Raw genomic sequence first — 18,570 nt, forward strand, 5'->3', positions numbered from 1 at the left:
CGCGCCCGGGAACTCCAGCGTTTCAAAGCAGCAGGAAGCCGGCAACTCCCGCCGCCACAACAACCGCCCATGCAGGAGCCTTCCATGCGGCAAGCGCAACGAAGGACGCAGCCGCGATCGCCATCGTCAGCGGCGACGTTATCCCTGCGGTGAACACAGGATCGTAGAATGCCGCGGCGAGCAGGCCCACGACGGCGGCGTTAACGCCCAGCATCGCCTTGCGCGCCAGGGGCGCCGCCCGCAATCTTTCCCAAAAGGGCAGCGCTCCGATCACCAGAAGCGTCGAGGGCAGGTAGATGGCGAGTAGTGCGATCGCAGCGCCTGCAAGACCGGTCGGGGGCGTCTGGTAGACCGCGCCAAGATAGGCAGCGAAGGAGAACAACGGCCCCGGCACGGCCTGCGCGGCTCCATATCCGGCGAGGAATGCCTGTTCGCTCACATGGCCCGTCGCCACGACTTCTGCTTGCAGCAGCGGCAGCACGACATGGCCACCGCCGAAGACAAGTGAGCCGGCGCGGTAGAAGCTGTCGATCATTTCGAGCACGGGATTGCCTGATACTCCGGCCAGCAGCGGCAGCGCCACCAGCAGGATGGCGAAAACCGAAAGAAAGCAGGCGCCGGCCGTGCTGCTTACCGGAACGGCAAAAGGCTCGTGACGACCGATCTGCGGCATGGACGGCTTGAGCCAAAAAAGTCCGGCCACAGCGCCCGCTGCAATGGCGAGGACCTGCCCGAGCGCGGTTGGTACCAGCAGGACGATACCCATGGCGATCACCGCGATGGTTGCCCGCTCCTTGTCGGGCGTCAGCGTCGATGCCATGCCGAGAACAGCGTGCGCGACGACACCGACGGCGGCCGCCTTCAGCCCCGCGATCCAGCCGGCACCCATGTCCGCGCCCAGCGTGGACGCGCCCCAGGCGAACAGCAAAAGCAGGATGGCTGAGGGCAGGGTGAAGGCGGCCCATGCGGCCAGAAGCCCGGCATAGCCAGCGCGCTGCAGGCCGATCGCCATTCCGACCTGGCTCGACGCGGGACCGGGCAGGAACTGGCAGAGAGCGACGAGATCGGCATAGGCGGCGTCGCCGATCCACTTGCGGCGGACAACGAAGGCGTCGCGGAAATAGCCGATATGCGCGACCGGTCCGCCGAAGGACGTCACGCCGAGAAGCAGGAAGGCGCGGAACACCTCACCGACCGAACCCGACTTGCCCATTGCGACGCTAGCGTCTTCCGTAGCCAATCCGAACCTCCGTCTCCGAACCTAGATGTCCCGGCACGATCGTTAGCTGGCGTGTATGACGATCATGTTGCAGGCCATAGGGAAATTGCTGCGTTGCCGACTATCTATTGCCCGATTTCGGGCCTATATGCAGCCTTGCAACGGATTTCCGCCGCCAGAAGATGAAACGGCCGGACACATATCGCAAAGGGGCCGCGGACGCATTGTCGGCCTTCTTCCTGTTCGTCGCCATGCTTCTGGCTGGCGGCTACGGGCCGCTTGCGTCATCCGCGCCCGCAGCACCGCAGACGGTCCGAACCGCACCGGTGGACGCGGGAACCGGTGGCCAGCGCTCCGTTCCAGTCCTTTCCAAGCAACAGACCTATCTGTCCGAATCCGAGGACGCGACGTCGTCTTCATCCGACGAAGGCAAGGCCAAGGCGATTGTCGTCGCGGGCTTCGAACTTCCGGCGTCATCCGTCGAAATCGCGCACGACCAACCCGTCGTCTCACTCCTGCCGCCGCTTCGCGCGGCGTCCTTCAGCGCCCGCGCGCCTCCTGCCCAATCCTGAACGGAATTGACCGGTGCGACCCGCCTGCGGGTCTCACTTCTTGATGTTTTGGCTCCAACCGCGCGCTGATTGCGCCGGCACGGAGCCACCGACAGGATTTAATGACCATGCGAACCCAAAGATGGGTGCTGGTGACGTACGTCATCCTCATCATGGCCGGCGTGCTCGCCGCGCTTCCCAACATGTTCACACCACAGCAACTGGCCGCATTGCCCGGCTGGGTGCCGAAACACCAGATCACGCTGGGCCTCGACCTGCAGGGCGGCTCCCACCTCGTGCTCGAGGTCGATGCTGCCGCGCTCAAAACAGACCGCCTGCGTTCGCTGCTCGACGACGTGCGCGCGACGCTTCGGAAGGAGCGCATCGATGCTCGCTCGGCGCGCATCTCGTCGGGCCAGCTCTTCGTCACCATCGACGATGCCGACCAGCGCGCCAAGGCGCTTGAAGCCATCACCGCTATCGCCAACCCGATCGGCATCGGTGGCATGAAGGATCTCGACATCACGACCGATGCTGCGACGATCAAGGTCGCGCTCACCGATGCGGGCATGAACGATCGCATCGATTCCGCGATCCGCCAGAGCCTGGAGATCGTGCGTCAGCGCGTCGACCAGGTTGGCGTCGCCGAGCCGACCATCCAGCGCGTCGGTTCGGATCGTATCCTCGTTCAGCTTCCCGGCCTGCAGGACCCGACGCGGCTGCGCCAGCTTCTCGGCTCCACCGCCAAGATGACGTTCCACCTGCTGGCGGATACCGCCAATGGAGAGCAGGTACCGCCCGGCGTCACCATGCTGCCCGACGCCAAGAGCGGCGCGCAGTATCCCGTAGAGGACCGCGTCGCGCTTGACGGCGAGCACCTGACCGACGCCCGCGCCAGCTTCGACCAGCGCACCCGGGAGCCGCTCGTCACCTTCCGCTTCGATTCCATCGGCGCGCGCAAGTTCGCCGAGATCACGCAGGCCAACGTCGACAAGCCCTTCGCGATCGTGCTTGACGGCAAGGTGCTGTCCGCACCGGTCATCCGCGAGCCGATCACCGGCGGTTCCGGCCAGATCAGCGGCAACTTCACCGTCGAGGAAACCTCGACACTCGCAGCTCTTCTGCGTGCCGGCGCATTGCCCGCGCCGCTCACCGTCATCGAGGAGCGGACCGTCGGCCCGGATCTCGGTGGCGACGTCATCAAGATGGGCATCTATACAGGCATTGCCGGTTTCGTGGCGGTCGCGCTGTTCATCGTCGCACTTTACGGCTCGTGGGGCATGATCGCGAACTTCGCGCTCTTTTTGCACCTGATACTGACCTTCGGCGTCCTCAACATCATCGGCGCGACACTGACCTTGCCCGGCATCGCCGGCATCATCCTCGGTATCGGCTTCGGGGTGGACGCCAACATCCTGATCAACGAGCGAATACGCGAGGAGGCGAAGAAGGGCCTGAGCGCCTTCGCCGCGCTCGACAACGGCTTCCGGCGTGCCTATTCGACCATCGTCGACGCCAACGTCACCTCGCTGATCGCCACCAGCCTGCTCTTCATGTTCGGCTCCGGCCCGGTGAAGGGTTTTGCGGTGACGATGTTCCTCGGCACCTGCCTGTCGATGTTCACGGCCGTCTCAGTGACGCGCATCATGATGGCGTCGGTCGTCCGCAGGCGGAAGATGAAGACCATCAAGATCGAGCCGTTGATCCGGTTCTTCCCGGAAAAAACGTCGATCGCCTTCATGAAGGGGCGCTACCTCGGCATCGCGACATCGATCCTGCTGTCGCTCGCCTCGGTCGGCCTGTTCTTCAAGCCGGGCCTCAACTACGGCATCGATTTCAAGGGCGGCATCCAGGTCGAGATCACGACCTCGAAGCCGGCAGACCTAGCGGCTCTTCGCAGCACGCTATCCGAGATCGGCGTCGGCGAGGTCACGCTGCAACAGGTCGGTGGCGTCGACAACGACGTGCTGATCCGCGTCCAGCGCCAGGACGGCGGCGAAGAGGCGCAGACGCGCGCGGTCGATGCGGTCAAGGACGCGGTGCTGAAGCTCGACCCGGCGGTCAAGTTCGATAAGACCGACGTTGTCGGCCCGAAGGTTAGCGGCGAACTGGCGCAATCCGGCATCCTGGCCGTCGTGCTCGCAGCGGTGGCGATGCTGATCTACATCTGGTGGCGTTTCGAATGGAACTTCGCGATCGGCGCGATCGCGACGCTCGTTCTGGACACCACCAAGATGGTCGGCTTCTTTGCGCTGTTCCAGCTCGACTTCAACCTGACGGCTATCGCCGCGCTGCTCACCATCATCGGCTATTCGGTGAATGACAAGGTGGTGGTGTACGACCGCATGCGCGAGAACCTGCGGCTCTACAAGAAGATGCCGCTCCGCGAGGTGATCGACATGAGTATCAACCAGGTGTTCGCGCGCTGCGTCTACACCTCGGTCGCCATTCTGCTCTCCATGCTGCCGATGGCGATCTGGGGCGGCAGCGCCGTGGAGAACTTCGCGATACCGCTGGTATTCGGCGTCGTGGTGGCCACGACCTCGTCGATATTCATCGCCGCGCCGATTCTGCTGCTGCTGGGCGACTGGTGGAAGCATCGCCGCGAACGCGAGGCCGCGCACATCGACACAAGCGCCGTAAAGCCTGCGTGATCGAGAAAACGGGCTGCGGTTTTGGCGGCGGCCCGTTTACTTTTCCAGGGTCGGAGCCTTTTTCCAAAAAAAGTCACGAGATTGCCGTCTAAGGATCATTGGCTCGTCACCATTGGCTGCCTATCTACGCCAAAGCGGGGTGCTTTCGTGGAGGCGAAGATGAGCGAGAGCAGAAAGACAAAACTGGACGAACTGCTTGGCGATCCGATGGTGCAACTCGTGATGGCACGCGATCAGGTGCGGCCGGACGATCTGCGACGGATGCTCGAACGCGACCGCCGCCGGCTTATGGATAAACAAATGATCCCTCCGGCGCATGTCATTGCAGCTTGCCAGGCCGGCAGCTTCTGCTCGTGATTATTTCGCTCTGAGGCGCGCGATACGCGGATCGCGCGCCGGCTGTTAAGACTTTGATTCAAACTTTGTTGGTATTTTCCCAGTAGCGATTCGGCTTCGGGTTTTTTTGTGCAGACCCGTCCGCCTTTGTTTCTTGTATCGCGTACGGGGTCTCATGCGTTCGCTCGTTCTCCTGGCATGCCTGGGAATTTCCGCCATCGGACTTGCCGGTTGCAGCTCGACGTCGGGCATCGACAGCCTCGGTCTGGCTAGCCTGAAACCGTCCAAGGAAACGACCGCCGCCATCCCGCGTCCGGCGGAAGCCGTCGCCGAGACCATGACGCCGATGTCGTCTGAGATGGAGGCGCTCGCCGAAACAGGCATGCCGGCCGTCACACCAAGCGCGCTGGTCGGCGGCAAGCAGGCGAGGGCGGTCGAGGCCGCCGAGGACATCGCGCTCGCCATGCCGGAGAAGGCGGTCTACAAAGGCAGCAAGAAGGTCACCAGGCACCGCTTCCGCGATGCCAAGCCGATCAACTTCGGCAAGGTGAAGCCGCAGGATTTCCCGGTCCATGGCGTGGACGTGTCGCGCTGGCAGGGCAACATCGACTGGCAGACGCTGCGCAGCCAGGGCGCCAACTTCGTCTACATCAAGGCCACCGACGGCGGCGACCACCTCGACCCGATGTTCCGCAAGAACTGGGATGGAGCTCACAGGGCCGGCCTGAAGCGTGGCGCGTACCACTTCTTCTACTGGTGCCGCGCTGCCAGCGAGCAGGCCGACTGGTTCATCCGAAACGTACCGAAGGTAGAGGGCGCACTGCCGCCGGTCATAGACGTCGAATACAACCATTTGTCGAGCTGCAAGCGCCGCCTGTCGCGCGCCAAGACCATCGAGAAGATGCAGGTCTTCATGGATCGGCTTGAGGCCTATTACGGCCAGCGCCCGGTCATCTACACCGCGCCCGACTTCTATGCCGACAATCTCAAGGGCGAATTCCTCGACTATCCCTTCTGGCTTCGCTCCGTCGCCGCGCATCCTTCCGTACGTTATCCGGGCCGCAACTGGGTGTTCTGGCAGTATTCCGGCTCCGGCCTGTCGCAGGGCGTGAACGAGAAGATCGACCTCAACGTCTTCAATGGCAGCGAGAAGCAGTGGTGGAGCTGGGTCGCCAAAGCCACGCACACGAACTCGCGCATGGCCGCCAACTGACACATCAGAGTCAGCAAAGTTCTTGAGTTCAGTGGTTGCTATAACCCCGGCCAAAAGAAAGCAGCAGGGCCTGGTAGCTCGCCACCACAACGGCAAACTCGACAAGAAGGAGAGCGATCGCGGTGCCTGTCTGCTCCGCAAATGGCACGATCGTGACCGACAAGGCTACGGATACGAACAGGGAGTAAAGTCTCGCCTGCATCGCGATCCGCGGTCGATTGGTCGCGATCAAAATGCTTCTCTGGACAGAGAAAATGTAGCTCAGCAGCGAAGCGCCGGCAAAAATTGGAAGCAGATAGGACGAGGACGAGAAATCCTCGCCGAACAATGTGGTCACGATAAAATCGTGGGCTATGAAAAATACCACGAAGAGAATGGCGTGGAGCAGTACCCCGAATGATATCGTCGCTATCGTGACGAACCTCGTGGTTTCAAATCGCCCCTCCAGAAACGCCGCCCTGAGCTGGTGGGGAAGCACGGTTTCCAGCGAACGGGGCAGGATCTGTACGATCTGGGCTATGCTGGTCAACGCCCTGATCTGGCCTAGCGCCGTCGAGGATCCGAACAGGCCAAGGGCCAGCAGCGGCAGATTGAGGGCGACGTATTCGGTAGCAGTCATAACGCCGAGCCTGAACGACGCAGGCATGTGCCGGCGCGCGACATGCCGCCTGATCCTGCCACTCGTTTTTCCAATACCCGAGCCGAACGCGTAGGCGAGAGGCGCCGCGGACGCCAGGGCGATGAAAAGATACGTTTGGGTCGGCGTCAGCGACACCTGCATCAAGCGGCACAGGCACAAGGCTCCGATCAGAGCGGCACTGCGGCCGACATCAAGGACGACGGCTTGCCTTGGGGTGTCGCGGACGAATGCCTGTCGCCGGGACTGTTCGTGCAACCCGCTCGCAAGCACAGCAAAAAAGAAGACCGCGAACTCAACCGACGAAAACCCTCTTTGCTCCACCATGGTAACCCAGAGCCCGAGCGCTGCAGTCAGGACGAGTGCGCAGAAGGAAGCGAGCAGGAATGCATGCTCGAGCACAGCGCGGTCGTAATGAGGGTGGCGGCTGCGGTGGACCCGCGGACGATGCGTTATCGTGGGCGCGGTGACCATTGCCATCTGCAGGCTGAGCGAGAACAATATCCCCATCCAGCCTACTGCAAACGATCCGAACAGGCTCGCGCCAAGCGCGGAGGCGACCAGCACCAGCATGGCGAAGTTCGTCACGCTCCATAGTATCTGGTCCACGAGCGCCCAAGCGGCGGCGTCCCGATCTTTCGATCGCAGCCGTGACAGCACGCCCATCCTTTTTCGGGGATCGTCGATGAAGGACGTGGCGAACAGGACTGTAAGCAGCGATCCGATACGCTTGGCGACCGGTACGCCCCAGGAGGTCATTCCGTTGCACCGATCTTGGCGGCCCAAGGAGCATGAAGCTGCATGTAGGACGCCGGCGTTCCGGTCGCGCGCGCATTCAGGAAGACGGTGTTGTACGGCGCGTAGAGGGGGATCCAAAGCGTTTCACCGACCACTATCTTCTGCGCCGCGATGACTGACTTGGCGCGCTCGGCAAGGTCGGACTGGCTGCCCGCAGCTTCGATGAGAGCGTCGTATTCCGGGTTCGAGAAGCCGAAGAAGTTGTAGAAGTTGCCGGTCGCGAAATAGCGGTACATCTGCAGGGGGTCTGCGAAGTCGGTGCCCCAGCCAGTCAGGAACAGGTCCACACCCTTGCGGGCCGCTGCATCGGTATAGACCGCATAATACTGATCGGCAGGGACGAGCTTCAGCTCCACGTTCAGGCCGATCTTCGCCGCCGCTGACTGGATTTCTGCGGCGATCAGAGACGAACGCGCATCCGCATTCGTGGTCGCAAAGACAATGGGCTTCGTTGGCATGGTCGTGGTAGCCAACAAGGCCTTGGCGCCCTCGACATCCAGCGTCGCGGTCTCGATGGCGTCCCATGCGGCCTGGAAGGCCTCCTTCTCGTAACCCCAGGATCCGGGAACGGCCGGCGCGCGCTGTTCTAGGCCGGCGCCCTTGATGGCGACGTCGATGATCGCCTGGCGATCGATTACCATCGAGAGGGCTTTGCGCACGATCGGATCGGCGAGGGGGCCGGTCGGGTCCATCACGATGGCGTTGTAGCCCTGCGTGCTCTTGCCGAAATAAACATTGCCGACGCCGCTGGAATTCAGCCGTTCGATTGCTGCCGGATCGACGCTCCAGGTTCCGTCGATAGAACCGGCAAGCAGCCCGCTGACCACGGCCGATGGGTCACGGACGATGACGAATTCGACCGTCTTTGTCTTGGCGCGGTGCGCAGCGTCAAAGTAGTCGTCGTCGCGCTCGAGGGTGATCGACTGGCCAGACTGCCAGCTCCCAAGTTTGTAGGGGCCGACGCAGTTCACACCACCTTGCGGCGTGCCATATTCCGAGCCGAGCTTCTGTACGGTCGCCGCGCTGTCGATGCCGCCCGCCGGGCTGGACATGTATGCATTGAAAAGTTCGTCGGGTGCGCTCATGCGAACCGTCACTTCGAGCGGAGCCGTGGCCTCGATCGATGCCACCTTCTCATACGCACCCGTCCAGAATGAACCGCCGGCCGGGTCCATGTTGCGCTTCAGGCTGAAGACGACGTCGGCGGCGGTCAAAGGGGTTCCGTCGTGGAACTTCACGCCGTCGCGGAGCTTGTAGATCCATGTCTTGTTGTCGGGATGCGCAACGCTCTCGGCAAGTGCAGGCTCCAGCGACAGGTCAGGCGCCAACCGCAAAAGGCCCTCGCACATATTGGCGAGGATGGAGCCGGTTACGAGATCGGCGTTCCTGGTCCAGTCTAGTGAGGCGGGCTCGCTCGAAACGGCCCAGACGATCTTGTCCAGTTCGCCTTTCGGCGCAGGCGTGAGTTCGACGAGCTCCGGTACGGCGCCCTCCGACTGGGCCTGACCCACGGCTGTAAAGACGCTTGATGCGGCAAGCGCACCGGCTGCTAAAAGTACATTACGGGATATCCCGGCTGCGCGACCCATTGCTGTCCCCTTTATTGTTTTAGTGACCGTGCCCGAGTTGCGCGGATTCGTCTTGGGAAGCGCATCCTGCGGCTGCCTGCGGGCAGATCAATAATGCCTCGACCATTCGACCTGTCAACAAAGAAGAACGTTCTTTTTAAAAAATGTATCGTTCCATTTTTCTATTTAATCGGCTATCACGAGGCTCGACGGAAGTCCTGCGAGGAGGAGCGCGGGGCTTGTGCGGGCATCCTACGCTCCCCGCATCGGCGGGTTTTGGTCAGGGAGAGACAATGCACGAACCATGGGTGCTTCTTACCGGTAACGGCGCTTTCGGCGATACGGCCGAGCGGACCGGCCTTCATTATCCGGTGAACCCGAGTTCGTTGCTGGCAGCGCAGCTGGACGGTGAAGTGATCTCAGGTCGACGCGTGATCGGACGAGGGCTCCAGTGGAATGAGCATCCGACCGAGGCGCTTCTTCCAATCCTCGAAGCCACGCGCGAAGCGCCGCCCGAAATCGTGATTTCGACGGGTGTCTTCTCCGGCCGTTCAACTGTGACCGTCGAAAGGATCGCCGCGAACGTGCGGGATTTCCAGTTCGCCGACGGGGGCGGTCGGCGGCCGGCGGGAGAGCCGGTCATAAAGGGCGGCCCGAGCGCCTATTTCGCCACGCTTCCGATCAAGGCGATGACCCATGCGATGCGCGAGCAGGGTATTCCGGCGCTGGTGTCGAACTCGGCGTCGACGCATGGCTGCAATTCCGTGATGTACACGGTGCTGCATTATATCGCCGAGCGCGGCCTGCCGATGCGGGCGGGTTTCATCCATCTGCCCGACACGCCCGAGCATATCGCAAGGACTGGCAGCAACGGTCCAAGCATGGATCTTCGGTTGCAGGCCGAGGCGCTGCGGGTCGCGATCGAGGCCGCCGTGAGGTACGGCGACGGCGATCTCAACGAGCCTGCCAACGAATGGGAATGGTAATCGTAACATGACCCCGCTTCTGATCAGAGACGCCTCGATCCACGGCCTTGCCGGTCGCCATGACGTTCTTGTGGAGGACGGCAAGGTCACGCGCATCGACGCAGTGAAGCCCGGCGCGCAGCACCCATCCATGATGGGGTCAAACGGGCCTACATCCACCGTCATCGAGGCCGAGGGCGGCCTGCTCGCCCGCGCCTTTGTCGAGCCTCACCTTCATCCCGACAAGTCCTTCAGCCTCTCGGACCTGCCGGCGTCCGAAACAGCCGGGCTCGATCATTTCGCGCGCTCTTCGCGGATCAAGGCGTCGTTTACGGCGGAGCAGGTGGCGCGGCGCGCAAGGCGCGCTTTCGACCTTGCCGTCGCGAATGGCGTGACACGCCTGCGCGCCAACATCGACGTGGATTCGATTGCCGGCCTGCGCGGATTCGAGGGGGTGCTACGGGCGCGCGAGGAGATGGCGGGGATTCTGGACATCGATCTGGTTGCGTTTCCGCAAGAGGGACTGGGTCGCGATCCTGCAGCCCATGACCTGCTGCGCGAAGCACTGAAATCCGGCGCAAACCACATCGGTGGCTGGCCGAATGTCGAGGATGGCGACCAGGCACAGCGCGCGCATGTCGCGACCGTCTTCGATCTCGCCGAGGAATTCGACGTGGATATCGATATCCATGCCGACTGCTGGCTCGACGAACGCGAGCGCATGCTGGAAGTTATCGCCGATGAGACAATTGCGCGCGGGTTCCACGGCAGGGTGATGGCAAGCCATTGCTGCGGCATCGAGTGCTATCGCGACGATGCTCCTTGCGTCGCGGAAAAGGTCGCGGCGGCCGACGTCCGCGTCGCGGTCATTCCGCTGAACCTGCTGGATGGCGGTCCGCGGGGGATGGCGCGACCACACCTCCTGCGCAAGGCCGGGGTGGAGGTGATCGTGGGGTCTGACAATCTCAACGACGGCTGGTACTCGCTGGGAACGCTGAATCCGTTGGACCGCATCTACATGGCGGTTGTGGGCGGCGGCTTCCGGGATGATGAGGTCGATGCGGTCTGGCACATGGTTTCTGGCGGCGCGGCGCATGCGCTCGACAATCGGGATCGCGCCCAAGCCTCGGCGGAGACCGCGACCGACGTCCATGTCGGCATGGTCGCTGACCTCGTGCTGCTTGGCGCGCGCAGCAGGGTCGAGGCCGTCAGCCAGCCTGGAGGCGGCATCACCACGATCAAGCGCGGCCGCGTGGTTGCCCGGCGCAAGATCGAGGAGCGCTTTCCCCTGTCGGGCTTCAGCAAGGCAACCTTCAGGGCTGAAGAGGTTACCTCGTGACCGCCGTCGATCTGGTTGTCCGGGGCGAACGCGTCCTTCTGGATGGCCAACTCCGTCCTGCCACCGTTCTGGTTGGCGAAGGGCGTATTGTGGGTATCATGCCGGGCCGCGACGCCGAGGCTCCGTCGTCCGCAGCGCGCGTGATCGATGCCGGGGCGGATGTCGTTGCGCCCGGGTTCATCGACGTGCACGTGCATTTCGACAATCCCGCCATAGACCTTGCGGAGGACTTCCATTTCGGTACGGCCAATGCCTCGCTGGGTGGATGCACGTTCGTCATCGAGCATCCCTTTTCCAACCCGCTGACCACAACGGCCGCCCGCTATGAAGCCAAGCGCAAACGGGCGGCCGAACGCGCCTTCGTCGATTTCGGGCTGTGGGGAGCTCTGACCGCACCAAGCCTGAACGAGCTTGGCGGACAGCGCGCGCTGGGCGCGCTGGGGTTCAAAGCCTTCCTGCCCGACAACAGCATGAATTTTCCTCCGGCGACCGACGACGATTTGCGCAAGGGTCTGGCCTTCGTTGCGCGTGAGGGCGGGTTCGTGCTTGTCCATGCGGAAGACCGCGACGCGCTGAGAACCACGATCTCGCGGGAAAGACAGGCAGGTCGAACCGGTTATGGAGCTGTCCTGGCGTCTCGCGCGCCGGAAATCGAAGTGCAGGCGGTGCGCCACGTGCTGGAGATTGCAGAAGAGACCGGCGGAGCGGTTCACCTAGTGCATCTTTCCGTTCCGGAATCCGTGGATCTCGTCGATGCCGCGCGGGCGCGCGGCGTGCAGGCAAGTTGCGAGGCAATGACGCACCATCTCTTGTTGGATTCCGATGCGCTCCCGGAATTGGGCTGGCGGGCGCTCTGCGCGCCGCCGCTGCGCTCCCGCGCCGCTGTCGAAGGACTGTGGCAGCGTTTGCGGGATGGGCTTATCGACGTCATCGCGTCGGACCATTGCCCTTACCGGGTGGTGGACAAGGTTCGCGCGGATATCAATGCGCTTGACGGACCGTTCGGCATCCAGAGCGTACGCGAGTTCGCACCGCTGTTTCTGGACGAGGCGCTGCGCCGGGGTTGGACGCTGCCAGAGGCGCTCGCGCTCGTCACCAGCAGGCCAGCCGATTTGTGTGGGGTAGCACCTAGAAAGGGGCGCATCGCGGTTGGGGCAGATGCGGATTTCGCCATCCTCCAGACCGGCGGGAACTATCAGGTTGATGCGCAGCAACAGTTCGGTCCCGACAAATGGTCGCCATATGACGGGCGTCCACTTGGGGTGCGCATTGATACGACCATCTTGCGTGGAAAGACCCTCGTCTCTGGTGGCAAGATCGTGGTGGCCGGCGGTGACGGTCGGTTTCTTTCCCTTGCGCCGGCCGCGCCTGTCGTCTCGTTTGAGGGAGTGGGCGATTGAACGAAGCAGTAACGGAGGCAAATCTTATCGCCGGCGCGCAAGAACTCGTGCACACTTGCCTGGCGATCGGAGCCGCCGACCGGGTTCTTGTCCTCACCGACTTGGCGACGGAGAAACTTGCCGACTACATCGTACGAGCGGCCTCGGCGATTGCCGGCACGACGAAGGTGTTGGTCGGCGATGTAGATACCGATTTCGTTGCCGCGTTTGCAACGATCGAAGGCGCGCTTGATGCATTTAGGCCGACCGTCACTGTGTTTGCCGCGCGCGACTCCGGCGATCTTTTGGCGTGGGAACCCCGTTTCGGGCAGAAGCTGGAGGTGCTCGGCGCACGTCACGCCCAGATGCCAGCGCTGGATTCCATAAGTCTTGGTATCGGCATGGCTGCCGACTACCGCGAGGTGGCAACATTCAGCAAGGCGGTGCGGCAACGGCTCGCCGGAACCCGCGAGGTGTCGATTAGTAATGCCTTAGGCACTGACATCCTGTTCACACTTGATCCCCAACGGCCATGGATTCCGTTGACCGGGCTCTACCACTCAGCCGGCCAGCGTGGCCGGCTGCCGCAGGGCGAGGTATTCTGTTCGCCGCTGAGCGCCGATGGCGTGATTGCGGCGTCGGTTCTTGGTTACCCCTTCAACGCGGCAACCGGACTACTAGCGCAGCCGGTGCGCTTCGAAATAGAAAAGGGACGGCTGGCCGACCTGTCGCATCCCGACGCCGATCTTGCAGCAAGCCTACGCGACTGGTTCCGGCGCGATGAACATGCGGGCCGGATCGGGGAACTGGCAGTCGGGACGAACCGTGGGTCGACGGCCCTTTGCGGCAATCTGTTGTTCGACGAAAACGTGCCGGGCTGCCACATCGCACTTGGGCATCCCTTCGGAGATTGGACCGGTGCGGAATGGCATTCATCAGTGCATGTCGACCTCGTTGTCGACCGCCCCACGATAGTACTCGACGGCCAGATGTTGATCGTGGACGGCGCTTATGTCGACGCGCCTTCCCTCTCTGTGCCGATTCAGCGTGACGAGAAGCGTCTATGACCTATCGCAATGACCATTTGAGCAGCAGCCGAGGCCGCGTCGGCAACCGCTACTACCTGATGACGCCGGATACGCTGGTGCCGAACAGCCTGCCCGGTTTGCCACCATACTCCGCTGTAGTGCTCGCCGCTCCGCAGGGCACGCCTGCGCGGTTCGGCGAATATCTCGTGACACTGACCAAGGGGGACGGAAGCTCGCTTCCACTGGGCGTGGGGTTCGAGAACTTCATCGCCGTCCTGTATGGCGAGATATTTGTGACGTCTTCGAAGGGCGATATGTCCTGGACGCTCGGCGGCGGCGACTATCTCTTCCTGCCCGAAGGCAACTCCTTCTTGATCAAGGCAAGCCGGGCTGCGCGGCTCCTTTGGGTCAAAAAGCGATATTCCGCCGTGGACGGCATCGACGCGCCGCCGGTCGTCGAGGGCCGGATCGCAGCAGTCGTCGGGACCGAAGACGACGGCATCGATGGGAGTTGGGGCCAATTGCTGCCCGACGACATCCGTTTCGACTTCGCCATGAACATCATGCGCTTCAAGGGCGGGGCGAGGTTCCGGATGGCCGAAATCCATCATCAGGAGCATGGCCTCTATATGCTCGAAGGTGGCGGCATCTATCACCTGGACGGCGACCACGTCGACGTTCAGGCCAACGATTTCATCTACATGGCGCCATATTGCACGCAGGCCTTCACGGCCACCGGGCAGGGACCGTCGAGCTATCTTCTTTACAAGGATGTCAACCGTGACGGATTTTGAGAAAGGCGATGCGAACGCGCTGGCGGACATTGTCGTGTCGGGCGCCTGCATCGACGGCAGCGCCGGCGAAATCGTCGATATCATTGTGGCCAAGGGCGTCATAACGGCGATCGGTCCGGGCGCGGCGGCCAATGTGACGGCGACATCGCGCTTCGACGCGCAGGGTGGCCTTGTCCTGTCGCCCTTCGCGGAACCGCATACCCATCCCGACAAGGTCTACAGCCATGAGAACATCGCAAGGCTCGGCCTGCCGTCCGACGGTCCGCGCCCGGTGCTGATGCAGCGCCAGCGCGACCTGAAGGCGAGATTCACGCATGCCGACGTGATGGACCGCGCGTCGCGCTTCATGCATGCGCTGGCTATCGAGGGTGTCGGCCTCGTGGCAGGCCAGGCCGACATCGACTCCGTCACCAGTCTGATCTCGGTGGAAGGCGTGCTGGCAGCGCGCGAAGCATGCGAGGAGATCATTGAGTTGGTCGTTACGGCTTTTCCACAGGAAGGGCTTATCGGCGATCCGCAAGCCTATGACCTTGTGGCTGCCGCGCTCTCAATGGGGGCAGACCGCGTCGGCGGATGGCCGAACAACGAGCCCGACGAGGATGCTCGGCTGGCGCATCTTCGTCAGGTATTCGAGCTTGCCGAAAAATTCGGTGTCGGGATCGATATCAACATCGACTATTTCACGGACCCTTCGGAAAGGCTGCTGGAGCCGCTGGCCGAGATGACAGTCGCGCACGGCATGCAGGGGCTGGTGAACGCCAACCATGTCGGCGCGCTCGAGACCTATTCCAACGAGGATGCCGCTCGCGTCATCGAGAAGGTGGCGGCTGCCGGCATCTCGGTTACAGTCTGCCCGACCAACCTTCAGGGATCCTATCCGTGGCGCGGCGTGTCGCGGCCCAACCAACTGCTCGACGCCGGGATCAACGTTGCAATCGGCACCGGCAACCATCAGGACAACTGGGACCTGCTCAGCGTGCTAGACCCGCTTGAGCGGGCGCGATTCGGCTGGCATGCTCTGCCGTTGGCCGGACGCGAGGGAGAAGGCATTGACGAAGCCTGGCGCATGGTCACGACTTCGGCGCGTGCTGCAATCGGCCGACCTGCGATGCAACTTGCACCCGGCGCGGAGGCATCCTTCGTGGTCCTTTCAGCCGCCGAGAGGCTGCATGCGTTGCGCAACGAGCCTGCTTCACGGCTCACAGTCCGTCATGGGAAGGTGGTGGCATCGCGCAGTGTTGTGATCGAGAGGCATTACTGACAGGCTCCCACGGGAGTCGGTTTCCGGGAGGAACGGGATTGATGTCACAGCAGAGCCAGACACCGCAGAGGCGCGTTACAATCCACGATGTCGCGCGCGAAATCGGCCTGTCGGCCAGCACGGTTTCCGCGGCGCTGAACGGCACCGGCAAGCTGCGCCAGAAGACACGCGATCTCGTGCAGCGAACAGCGGATCGGCTTGGCTATCGGACGAGCCGATCGGCACAGGCATTCAGGCTCGGCCGTTCGGGCACGATCGCACTGGTCCTGCCCACGGTCGATGACGGCGCGGTGCCGATGCTGGACTTGGATTTCTACATGACGTTCGCGAGGGTTGCGGCGACCGCTGCCTTCGACGCAGGTTTCGCGCTGACCCTGACGCCGCCGAAGATGAAAGGCGAAGACGGCTGGCGGCTGCTTGAGGCGGACGGCGTAGTGCTTTGCGACCCGGTGCGCAATGACGAGCGCCTGACTGCGCTCGAACGCATGGGTACGCCGGTGGTGACGCTGGAGCGGGATGTTGGCCGGCCTGACCGGCGTGCGGCCGTCGTCAGCGATCACGGCGTCAACATGCGTAAACTTCTCGATCATCTGCATGATCAGGGCGCGCGGCAAATCGCGTTTATCGGCGCGGATTCGAGCTGGTCCTGGGCGATGGAAAGCGTCTCCGCCTATCGGGAATGGGTAGCAGAACACGGCCTCGCTGAAACCATCCGGCTCGTTCCACTGGACCAGACTCACAACGACCTCCATCGGACAACCTTCGAACTACTGGGTGAAGGCGGCGATCGTCCGGATGCCATTGTGGCGATAGCTGAACAATACCGTGAAGGTGTGCTGCGGGCCTGTCGCGAAGCCAATGTACGCATTCCGACCGACGTCCTCGTCGCTCTGGGGATCGACAGCCCAGGGTGTGAGTGGACTGAGCCTCCGCTTACGGCAATCGATCTGCAACCTGAGACTCAAGCGAGAATGGCTGTTTCCATGCTGCTGCGAATGATCAATGGCGAACAGATCGAAGGGCCATGCCGTTCGGACGCCGTTTTGCGCATTCGTTCAAGTACCATTTCTCTGGGTCCAGCCAATCGACGCCGTGGTGCCTTTCGGGCAGTGGGTAAGGGCCGCTGAATCGACGATGGTCAAACACAATAGATTCGAAGCCAAAGCCTTCGACTTGTCGCGTATGCAATCGGCTATAGTGGGGATAGAAGTGGGGGTGGAAATACCCCACAAAAATTTGTCGTTTAACATCATATAGATAACAAGACGCAGTGGCGGAGAGGACGCAGTGGCGGAGAGGGTGGGATTCGAACCCACGGTAGGGTCTCCCCTACGGCGGTTTTCAAGACCGCTGCCTTAAACCACTCGGCCACCTCTCCGAACGGGTAGGTTATTCCGACCCGTGAGGGTTACGGAAAATCTCATTGAAGCGATTTGCAACCGTTCAGCTTACGAAGAGCCGCTTATAGCGCCGCGCGTTTCGCCGTCAATGATCTCGCGTTGAATGTTTTGGCTTGGCTGGATTTAGCTGTCGCGCAGGCTTCCTGGGGAAATAGCGACGAAGAAGCCTTAGCACACCAGACGTCCGGTGCGCCAGCGGGCGGCGGCTCGGGTCCACTTGCGCTTCAGCCACGCGTACCATGCAGGGCAGTTCTCGCCGACAAGAAGGAGATGGACGACCGTCGTCTGCAACTGCCTGTGGCGCAGGGCTCGACGCCATTTCGCCACGAAGGCGACTTCGCATTGCCTGAACGGCTCTCCCATCTTTGCTTCGCCGTAGTGGGCGAGGTGAAACGGGATCACGTAGGCGTTCCAGCCCAGTATGTCGGCGATCGTGCAAATATCGGCGCCGTACATATGGAAGCCCGCGAGGTCGCGCGAAAAGGAAAGACGGGCTTCCGGCCGGATGACAAGGAAGTTCTCGTCGAGACTGTGGACCCGCTTTGGCAGGTCCGGCGAACGATAGGTATCGGTCGCGCTCGATACGCATAGATACATGACATGGAAGCCGTCGCAACCGGCGTTGCCGGCGATAGCCCAGGCGGGATCGATCGCTTCCAGTTCGGCAAGGCATCGGTCGAGCTGCTCGCGACCGTCGTCAACCAGTTCGACGTCTTGGTGGCAAAGAATGATCGTCCGGCCCCGCGCATCGTTCAACATGCGGTTCAGACCGGTGTAGGCGTCTGCCTGGTTGCCGGATGAGTTGTCGACGGTCAGAAATTCGCAGTCGTCGCCGAAACCGCGTTCGCGCATCGACTGAATCATCTTGTCGTAAAGCGCCCAATCGGTGACTAGCGTTCCCACGGTGTAGGCAGGGCGGCTGGCTTTGCCGTCGGCAATCGTGTGACTGGCGTATGAAGAGGGCATGTACTCGACGGGACTGGAGGGCAATAAGGGCGGCGGCTTGTGTCGCCGACACCTATAGCCCCGAGCCAGTCATCGAAAAAGAGCACCAGACCACCACAAATGGACGGCATCGCCTCCTGTCGGTGGTTGCCCGACAGGTGGATGGCAGCCTACGGATAACGGCCATCCAGATCTTGCGCATCGCTGTTCAGGAGGTTTCGAGCGCCGCGGCAATCCTGTCCTTGAGCGCAAGGCGTGTCTTGCGAAGCGACGTTTCGACATCATCGCCGACCGGCTCGATGCGGGTTTCGGCCCGATGGATACGGTCGTTGACCTCGTCGTATTCCTCCAGCAATCGGGCGAATTCCGGGTGCTTGCCCTTCAGCGCATGAATGGCGTCGAGCTGGCCCGGGAACTCTTCGCCGAGCGTGTGTGGCGTGTTGGACATGCTGCCTCCTTGTTTTCCGTTCCAACCCTAGGCTG

At 62.4% G+C, this 18,570-nt stretch carries 16 protein-coding genes and 1 tRNA gene; 11 read left to right on the forward strand and 6 right to left on the reverse strand.

The genetic code is table 11. The features are described from left to right. Positions 1–22: 22 nt before the first annotated feature. Positions 23–1,213, reverse strand: a complete 1,191-nt coding sequence (gene chrA / locus ABMA32_RS19115) for a chromate efflux transporter (RefSeq protein WP_349015482.1) — start codon at positions 1,211–1,213, stop codon at positions 23–25. A 188-nt stretch (positions 1,214–1,401) separates the two neighbouring features. On the opposite strand from chrA, the gene ABMA32_RS19120 reads away from it, so the two are divergent. From ABMA32_RS19120 to ABMA32_RS19135, 4 genes are all read left to right on the forward strand, one after another. Further along, on the forward strand, positions 1,402–1,791 hold the full coding sequence (locus tag ABMA32_RS19120; protein WP_349015373.1) for a hypothetical protein: 390 nt from the start codon (positions 1,402–1,404) through the stop codon (positions 1,789–1,791). 107 nt (positions 1,792–1,898) lie between these two features. Next, positions 1,899–4,424, forward strand: a complete 2,526-nt coding sequence (secD, locus tag ABMA32_RS19125) for a protein translocase subunit SecD (RefSeq protein ID WP_349015374.1) — start codon at positions 1,899–1,901, stop codon at positions 4,422–4,424. A 147-nt stretch (positions 4,425–4,571) separates the two neighbouring features. Then, positions 4,572–4,781, forward strand: coding sequence for a hypothetical protein (locus ABMA32_RS19130; protein WP_349015375.1), 210 nt, complete (start codon positions 4,572–4,574; stop codon positions 4,779–4,781). Positions 4,782–4,935: 154 nt separating this feature from the next. Beyond that, on the forward strand, positions 4,936–5,973 hold the full coding sequence (locus ABMA32_RS19135) for a glycoside hydrolase family 25 protein (protein WP_349015376.1): 1,038 nt from the start codon (positions 4,936–4,938) through the stop codon (positions 5,971–5,973). A 28-nt stretch (positions 5,974–6,001) separates the two neighbouring features. Here the strand turns inward: ABMA32_RS19135 and ABMA32_RS19140 are convergent, their stop codons facing one another. Both ABMA32_RS19140 and ABMA32_RS19145 read right to left on the reverse strand, forming a co-directional pair. Further along, the gene (locus ABMA32_RS19140) at positions 6,002–7,183 is read right to left on the reverse strand and encodes a lipopolysaccharide biosynthesis protein (protein ID WP_349015377.1); all 1,182 of its coding nucleotides are present in this window, start codon (positions 7,181–7,183) and stop codon (positions 6,002–6,004) included. A 182-nt stretch (positions 7,184–7,365) separates the two neighbouring features. Next, on the reverse strand, positions 7,366–8,997 hold the full coding sequence (locus ABMA32_RS19145) for an ABC transporter substrate-binding protein (RefSeq protein ID WP_349015378.1): 1,632 nt from the start codon (positions 8,995–8,997) through the stop codon (positions 7,366–7,368). Between the two features lie 272 nt (positions 8,998–9,269). Between ABMA32_RS19145 and ABMA32_RS19150 the strand changes: the two genes are divergently transcribed. From ABMA32_RS19150 to ABMA32_RS19180, 7 genes are read left to right on the forward strand one after another with little or no spacing between them, the layout of a single operon-like run. Continuing rightward, positions 9,270–9,962: a pyroglutamyl-peptidase I gene (locus ABMA32_RS19150; RefSeq protein WP_349015379.1), complete on the forward strand. Its 693-nt coding sequence runs from the start codon at positions 9,270–9,272 to the stop codon at positions 9,960–9,962. Positions 9,963–9,969: 7 nt separating this feature from the next. Then, a complete protein-coding gene (locus ABMA32_RS19155) occupies positions 9,970–11,280 on the forward strand; it encodes an amidohydrolase family protein (RefSeq protein ID WP_349015380.1) in 1,311 nt (436 codons plus the stop codon). Next, positions 11,277–12,680, forward strand: a complete 1,404-nt coding sequence (locus tag ABMA32_RS19160) for a dihydroorotase (RefSeq protein ID WP_349015381.1) — start codon at positions 11,277–11,279, stop codon at positions 12,678–12,680. Before ABMA32_RS19155 ends, ABMA32_RS19160 begins: the two co-directional genes overlap by 4 nt. Beyond that, positions 12,677–13,726: an aminopeptidase gene (locus ABMA32_RS19165; protein WP_349015382.1), complete on the forward strand. Its 1,050-nt coding sequence runs from the start codon at positions 12,677–12,679 to the stop codon at positions 13,724–13,726. The genes ABMA32_RS19160 and ABMA32_RS19165 overlap by 4 nt, the downstream gene beginning before the upstream one ends. Beyond that, the gene (gene allE, locus ABMA32_RS19170; protein ID WP_349015383.1) at positions 13,723–14,481 is read left to right on the forward strand and encodes a (S)-ureidoglycine aminohydrolase; all 759 of its coding nucleotides are present in this window, start codon (positions 13,723–13,725) and stop codon (positions 14,479–14,481) included. The genes ABMA32_RS19165 and allE overlap by 4 nt, the downstream gene beginning before the upstream one ends. After that, positions 14,468–15,742, forward strand: a complete 1,275-nt coding sequence (locus ABMA32_RS19175; RefSeq protein WP_349015384.1) for an amidohydrolase family protein — start codon at positions 14,468–14,470, stop codon at positions 15,740–15,742. Before allE ends, ABMA32_RS19175 begins: the two co-directional genes overlap by 14 nt. Positions 15,743–15,783: 41 nt before the next feature. Further along, complete coding sequence (locus tag ABMA32_RS19180) at positions 15,784–16,869, forward strand: LacI family DNA-binding transcriptional regulator (RefSeq protein WP_349015385.1); 1,086 nt, start codon at positions 15,784–15,786, stop codon at positions 16,867–16,869. Between the two features lie 161 nt (positions 16,870–17,030). On the opposite strand, the gene ABMA32_RS19185 is transcribed toward ABMA32_RS19180, so the two are convergent. From ABMA32_RS19185 to ABMA32_RS19195, 3 genes are all read right to left on the reverse strand, one after another. Further along, a tRNA-Ser gene (locus ABMA32_RS19185) sits at positions 17,031–17,120 on the reverse strand. Positions 17,121–17,310: 190 nt separating this feature from the next. Then, positions 17,311–18,108, reverse strand: a complete 798-nt coding sequence (locus ABMA32_RS19190) for a hypothetical protein (protein ID WP_349015386.1) — start codon at positions 18,106–18,108, stop codon at positions 17,311–17,313. A 187-nt stretch (positions 18,109–18,295) separates the two neighbouring features. Further along, a complete protein-coding gene (locus ABMA32_RS19195) occupies positions 18,296–18,535 on the reverse strand; it encodes an HP1242/YdcH family protein (RefSeq protein ID WP_349015387.1) in 240 nt (79 codons plus the stop codon). Positions 18,536–18,570 lie beyond the last annotated feature (35 nt).

The organism is Mesorhizobium quangtriensis (assembly GCF_040081925.1).
GTDB classification, from domain to species: Bacteria; Pseudomonadota; Alphaproteobacteria; order Rhizobiales; family Rhizobiaceae; genus Mesorhizobium_K; species Mesorhizobium_K quangtriensis.

What these genes read in the sequence shown, in the direction of transcription:
- secD (WP_349015374.1), top strand. Translation starts at nt 1,899, where the DNA reads ATGCGAACCCAAAGATGGGTGCTGGTGACGTACGTCATCCTCATCATG.
- ABMA32_RS19150 (WP_349015379.1), top strand. Translation starts at nt 9,270, where the DNA reads ATGCACGAACCATGGGTGCTTCTTACCGGTAACGGCGCTTTCGGCGAT.
- ABMA32_RS19155 (WP_349015380.1), top strand. Translation starts at nt 9,970, where the DNA reads ATGACCCCGCTTCTGATCAGAGACGCCTCGATCCACGGCCTTGCCGGT.
- allE (WP_349015383.1), top strand. Translation starts at nt 13,723, where the DNA reads ATGACCTATCGCAATGACCATTTGAGCAGCAGCCGAGGCCGCGTCGGC.
- ABMA32_RS19135 (WP_349015376.1), top strand. Translation starts at nt 4,936, where the DNA reads ATGCGTTCGCTCGTTCTCCTGGCATGCCTGGGAATTTCCGCCATCGGA.
- ABMA32_RS19140 (WP_349015377.1), bottom strand. Translation starts at nt 7,183, where the DNA reads ATGCTGGTGCTGGTCGCCTCCGCGCTTGGCGCGAGCCTGTTCGGATCG.
- ABMA32_RS19195 (WP_349015387.1), bottom strand. Translation starts at nt 18,535, where the DNA reads ATGTCCAACACGCCACACACGCTCGGCGAAGAGTTCCCGGGCCAGCTC.
- ABMA32_RS19180 (WP_349015385.1), top strand. Translation starts at nt 15,784, where the DNA reads ATGTCACAGCAGAGCCAGACACCGCAGAGGCGCGTTACAATCCACGAT.
- ABMA32_RS19190 (WP_349015386.1), bottom strand. Translation starts at nt 18,108, where the DNA reads ATGCCCTCTTCATACGCCAGTCACACGATTGCCGACGGCAAAGCCAGC.
- chrA (WP_349015482.1), bottom strand. Translation starts at nt 1,213, where the DNA reads ATGGGCAAGTCGGGTTCGGTCGGTGAGGTGTTCCGCGCCTTCCTGCTT.
- ABMA32_RS19145 (WP_349015378.1), bottom strand. Translation starts at nt 8,997, where the DNA reads ATGGGTCGCGCAGCCGGGATATCCCGTAATGTACTTTTAGCAGCCGGT.
- ABMA32_RS19120 (WP_349015373.1), top strand. Translation starts at nt 1,402, where the DNA reads ATGAAACGGCCGGACACATATCGCAAAGGGGCCGCGGACGCATTGTCG.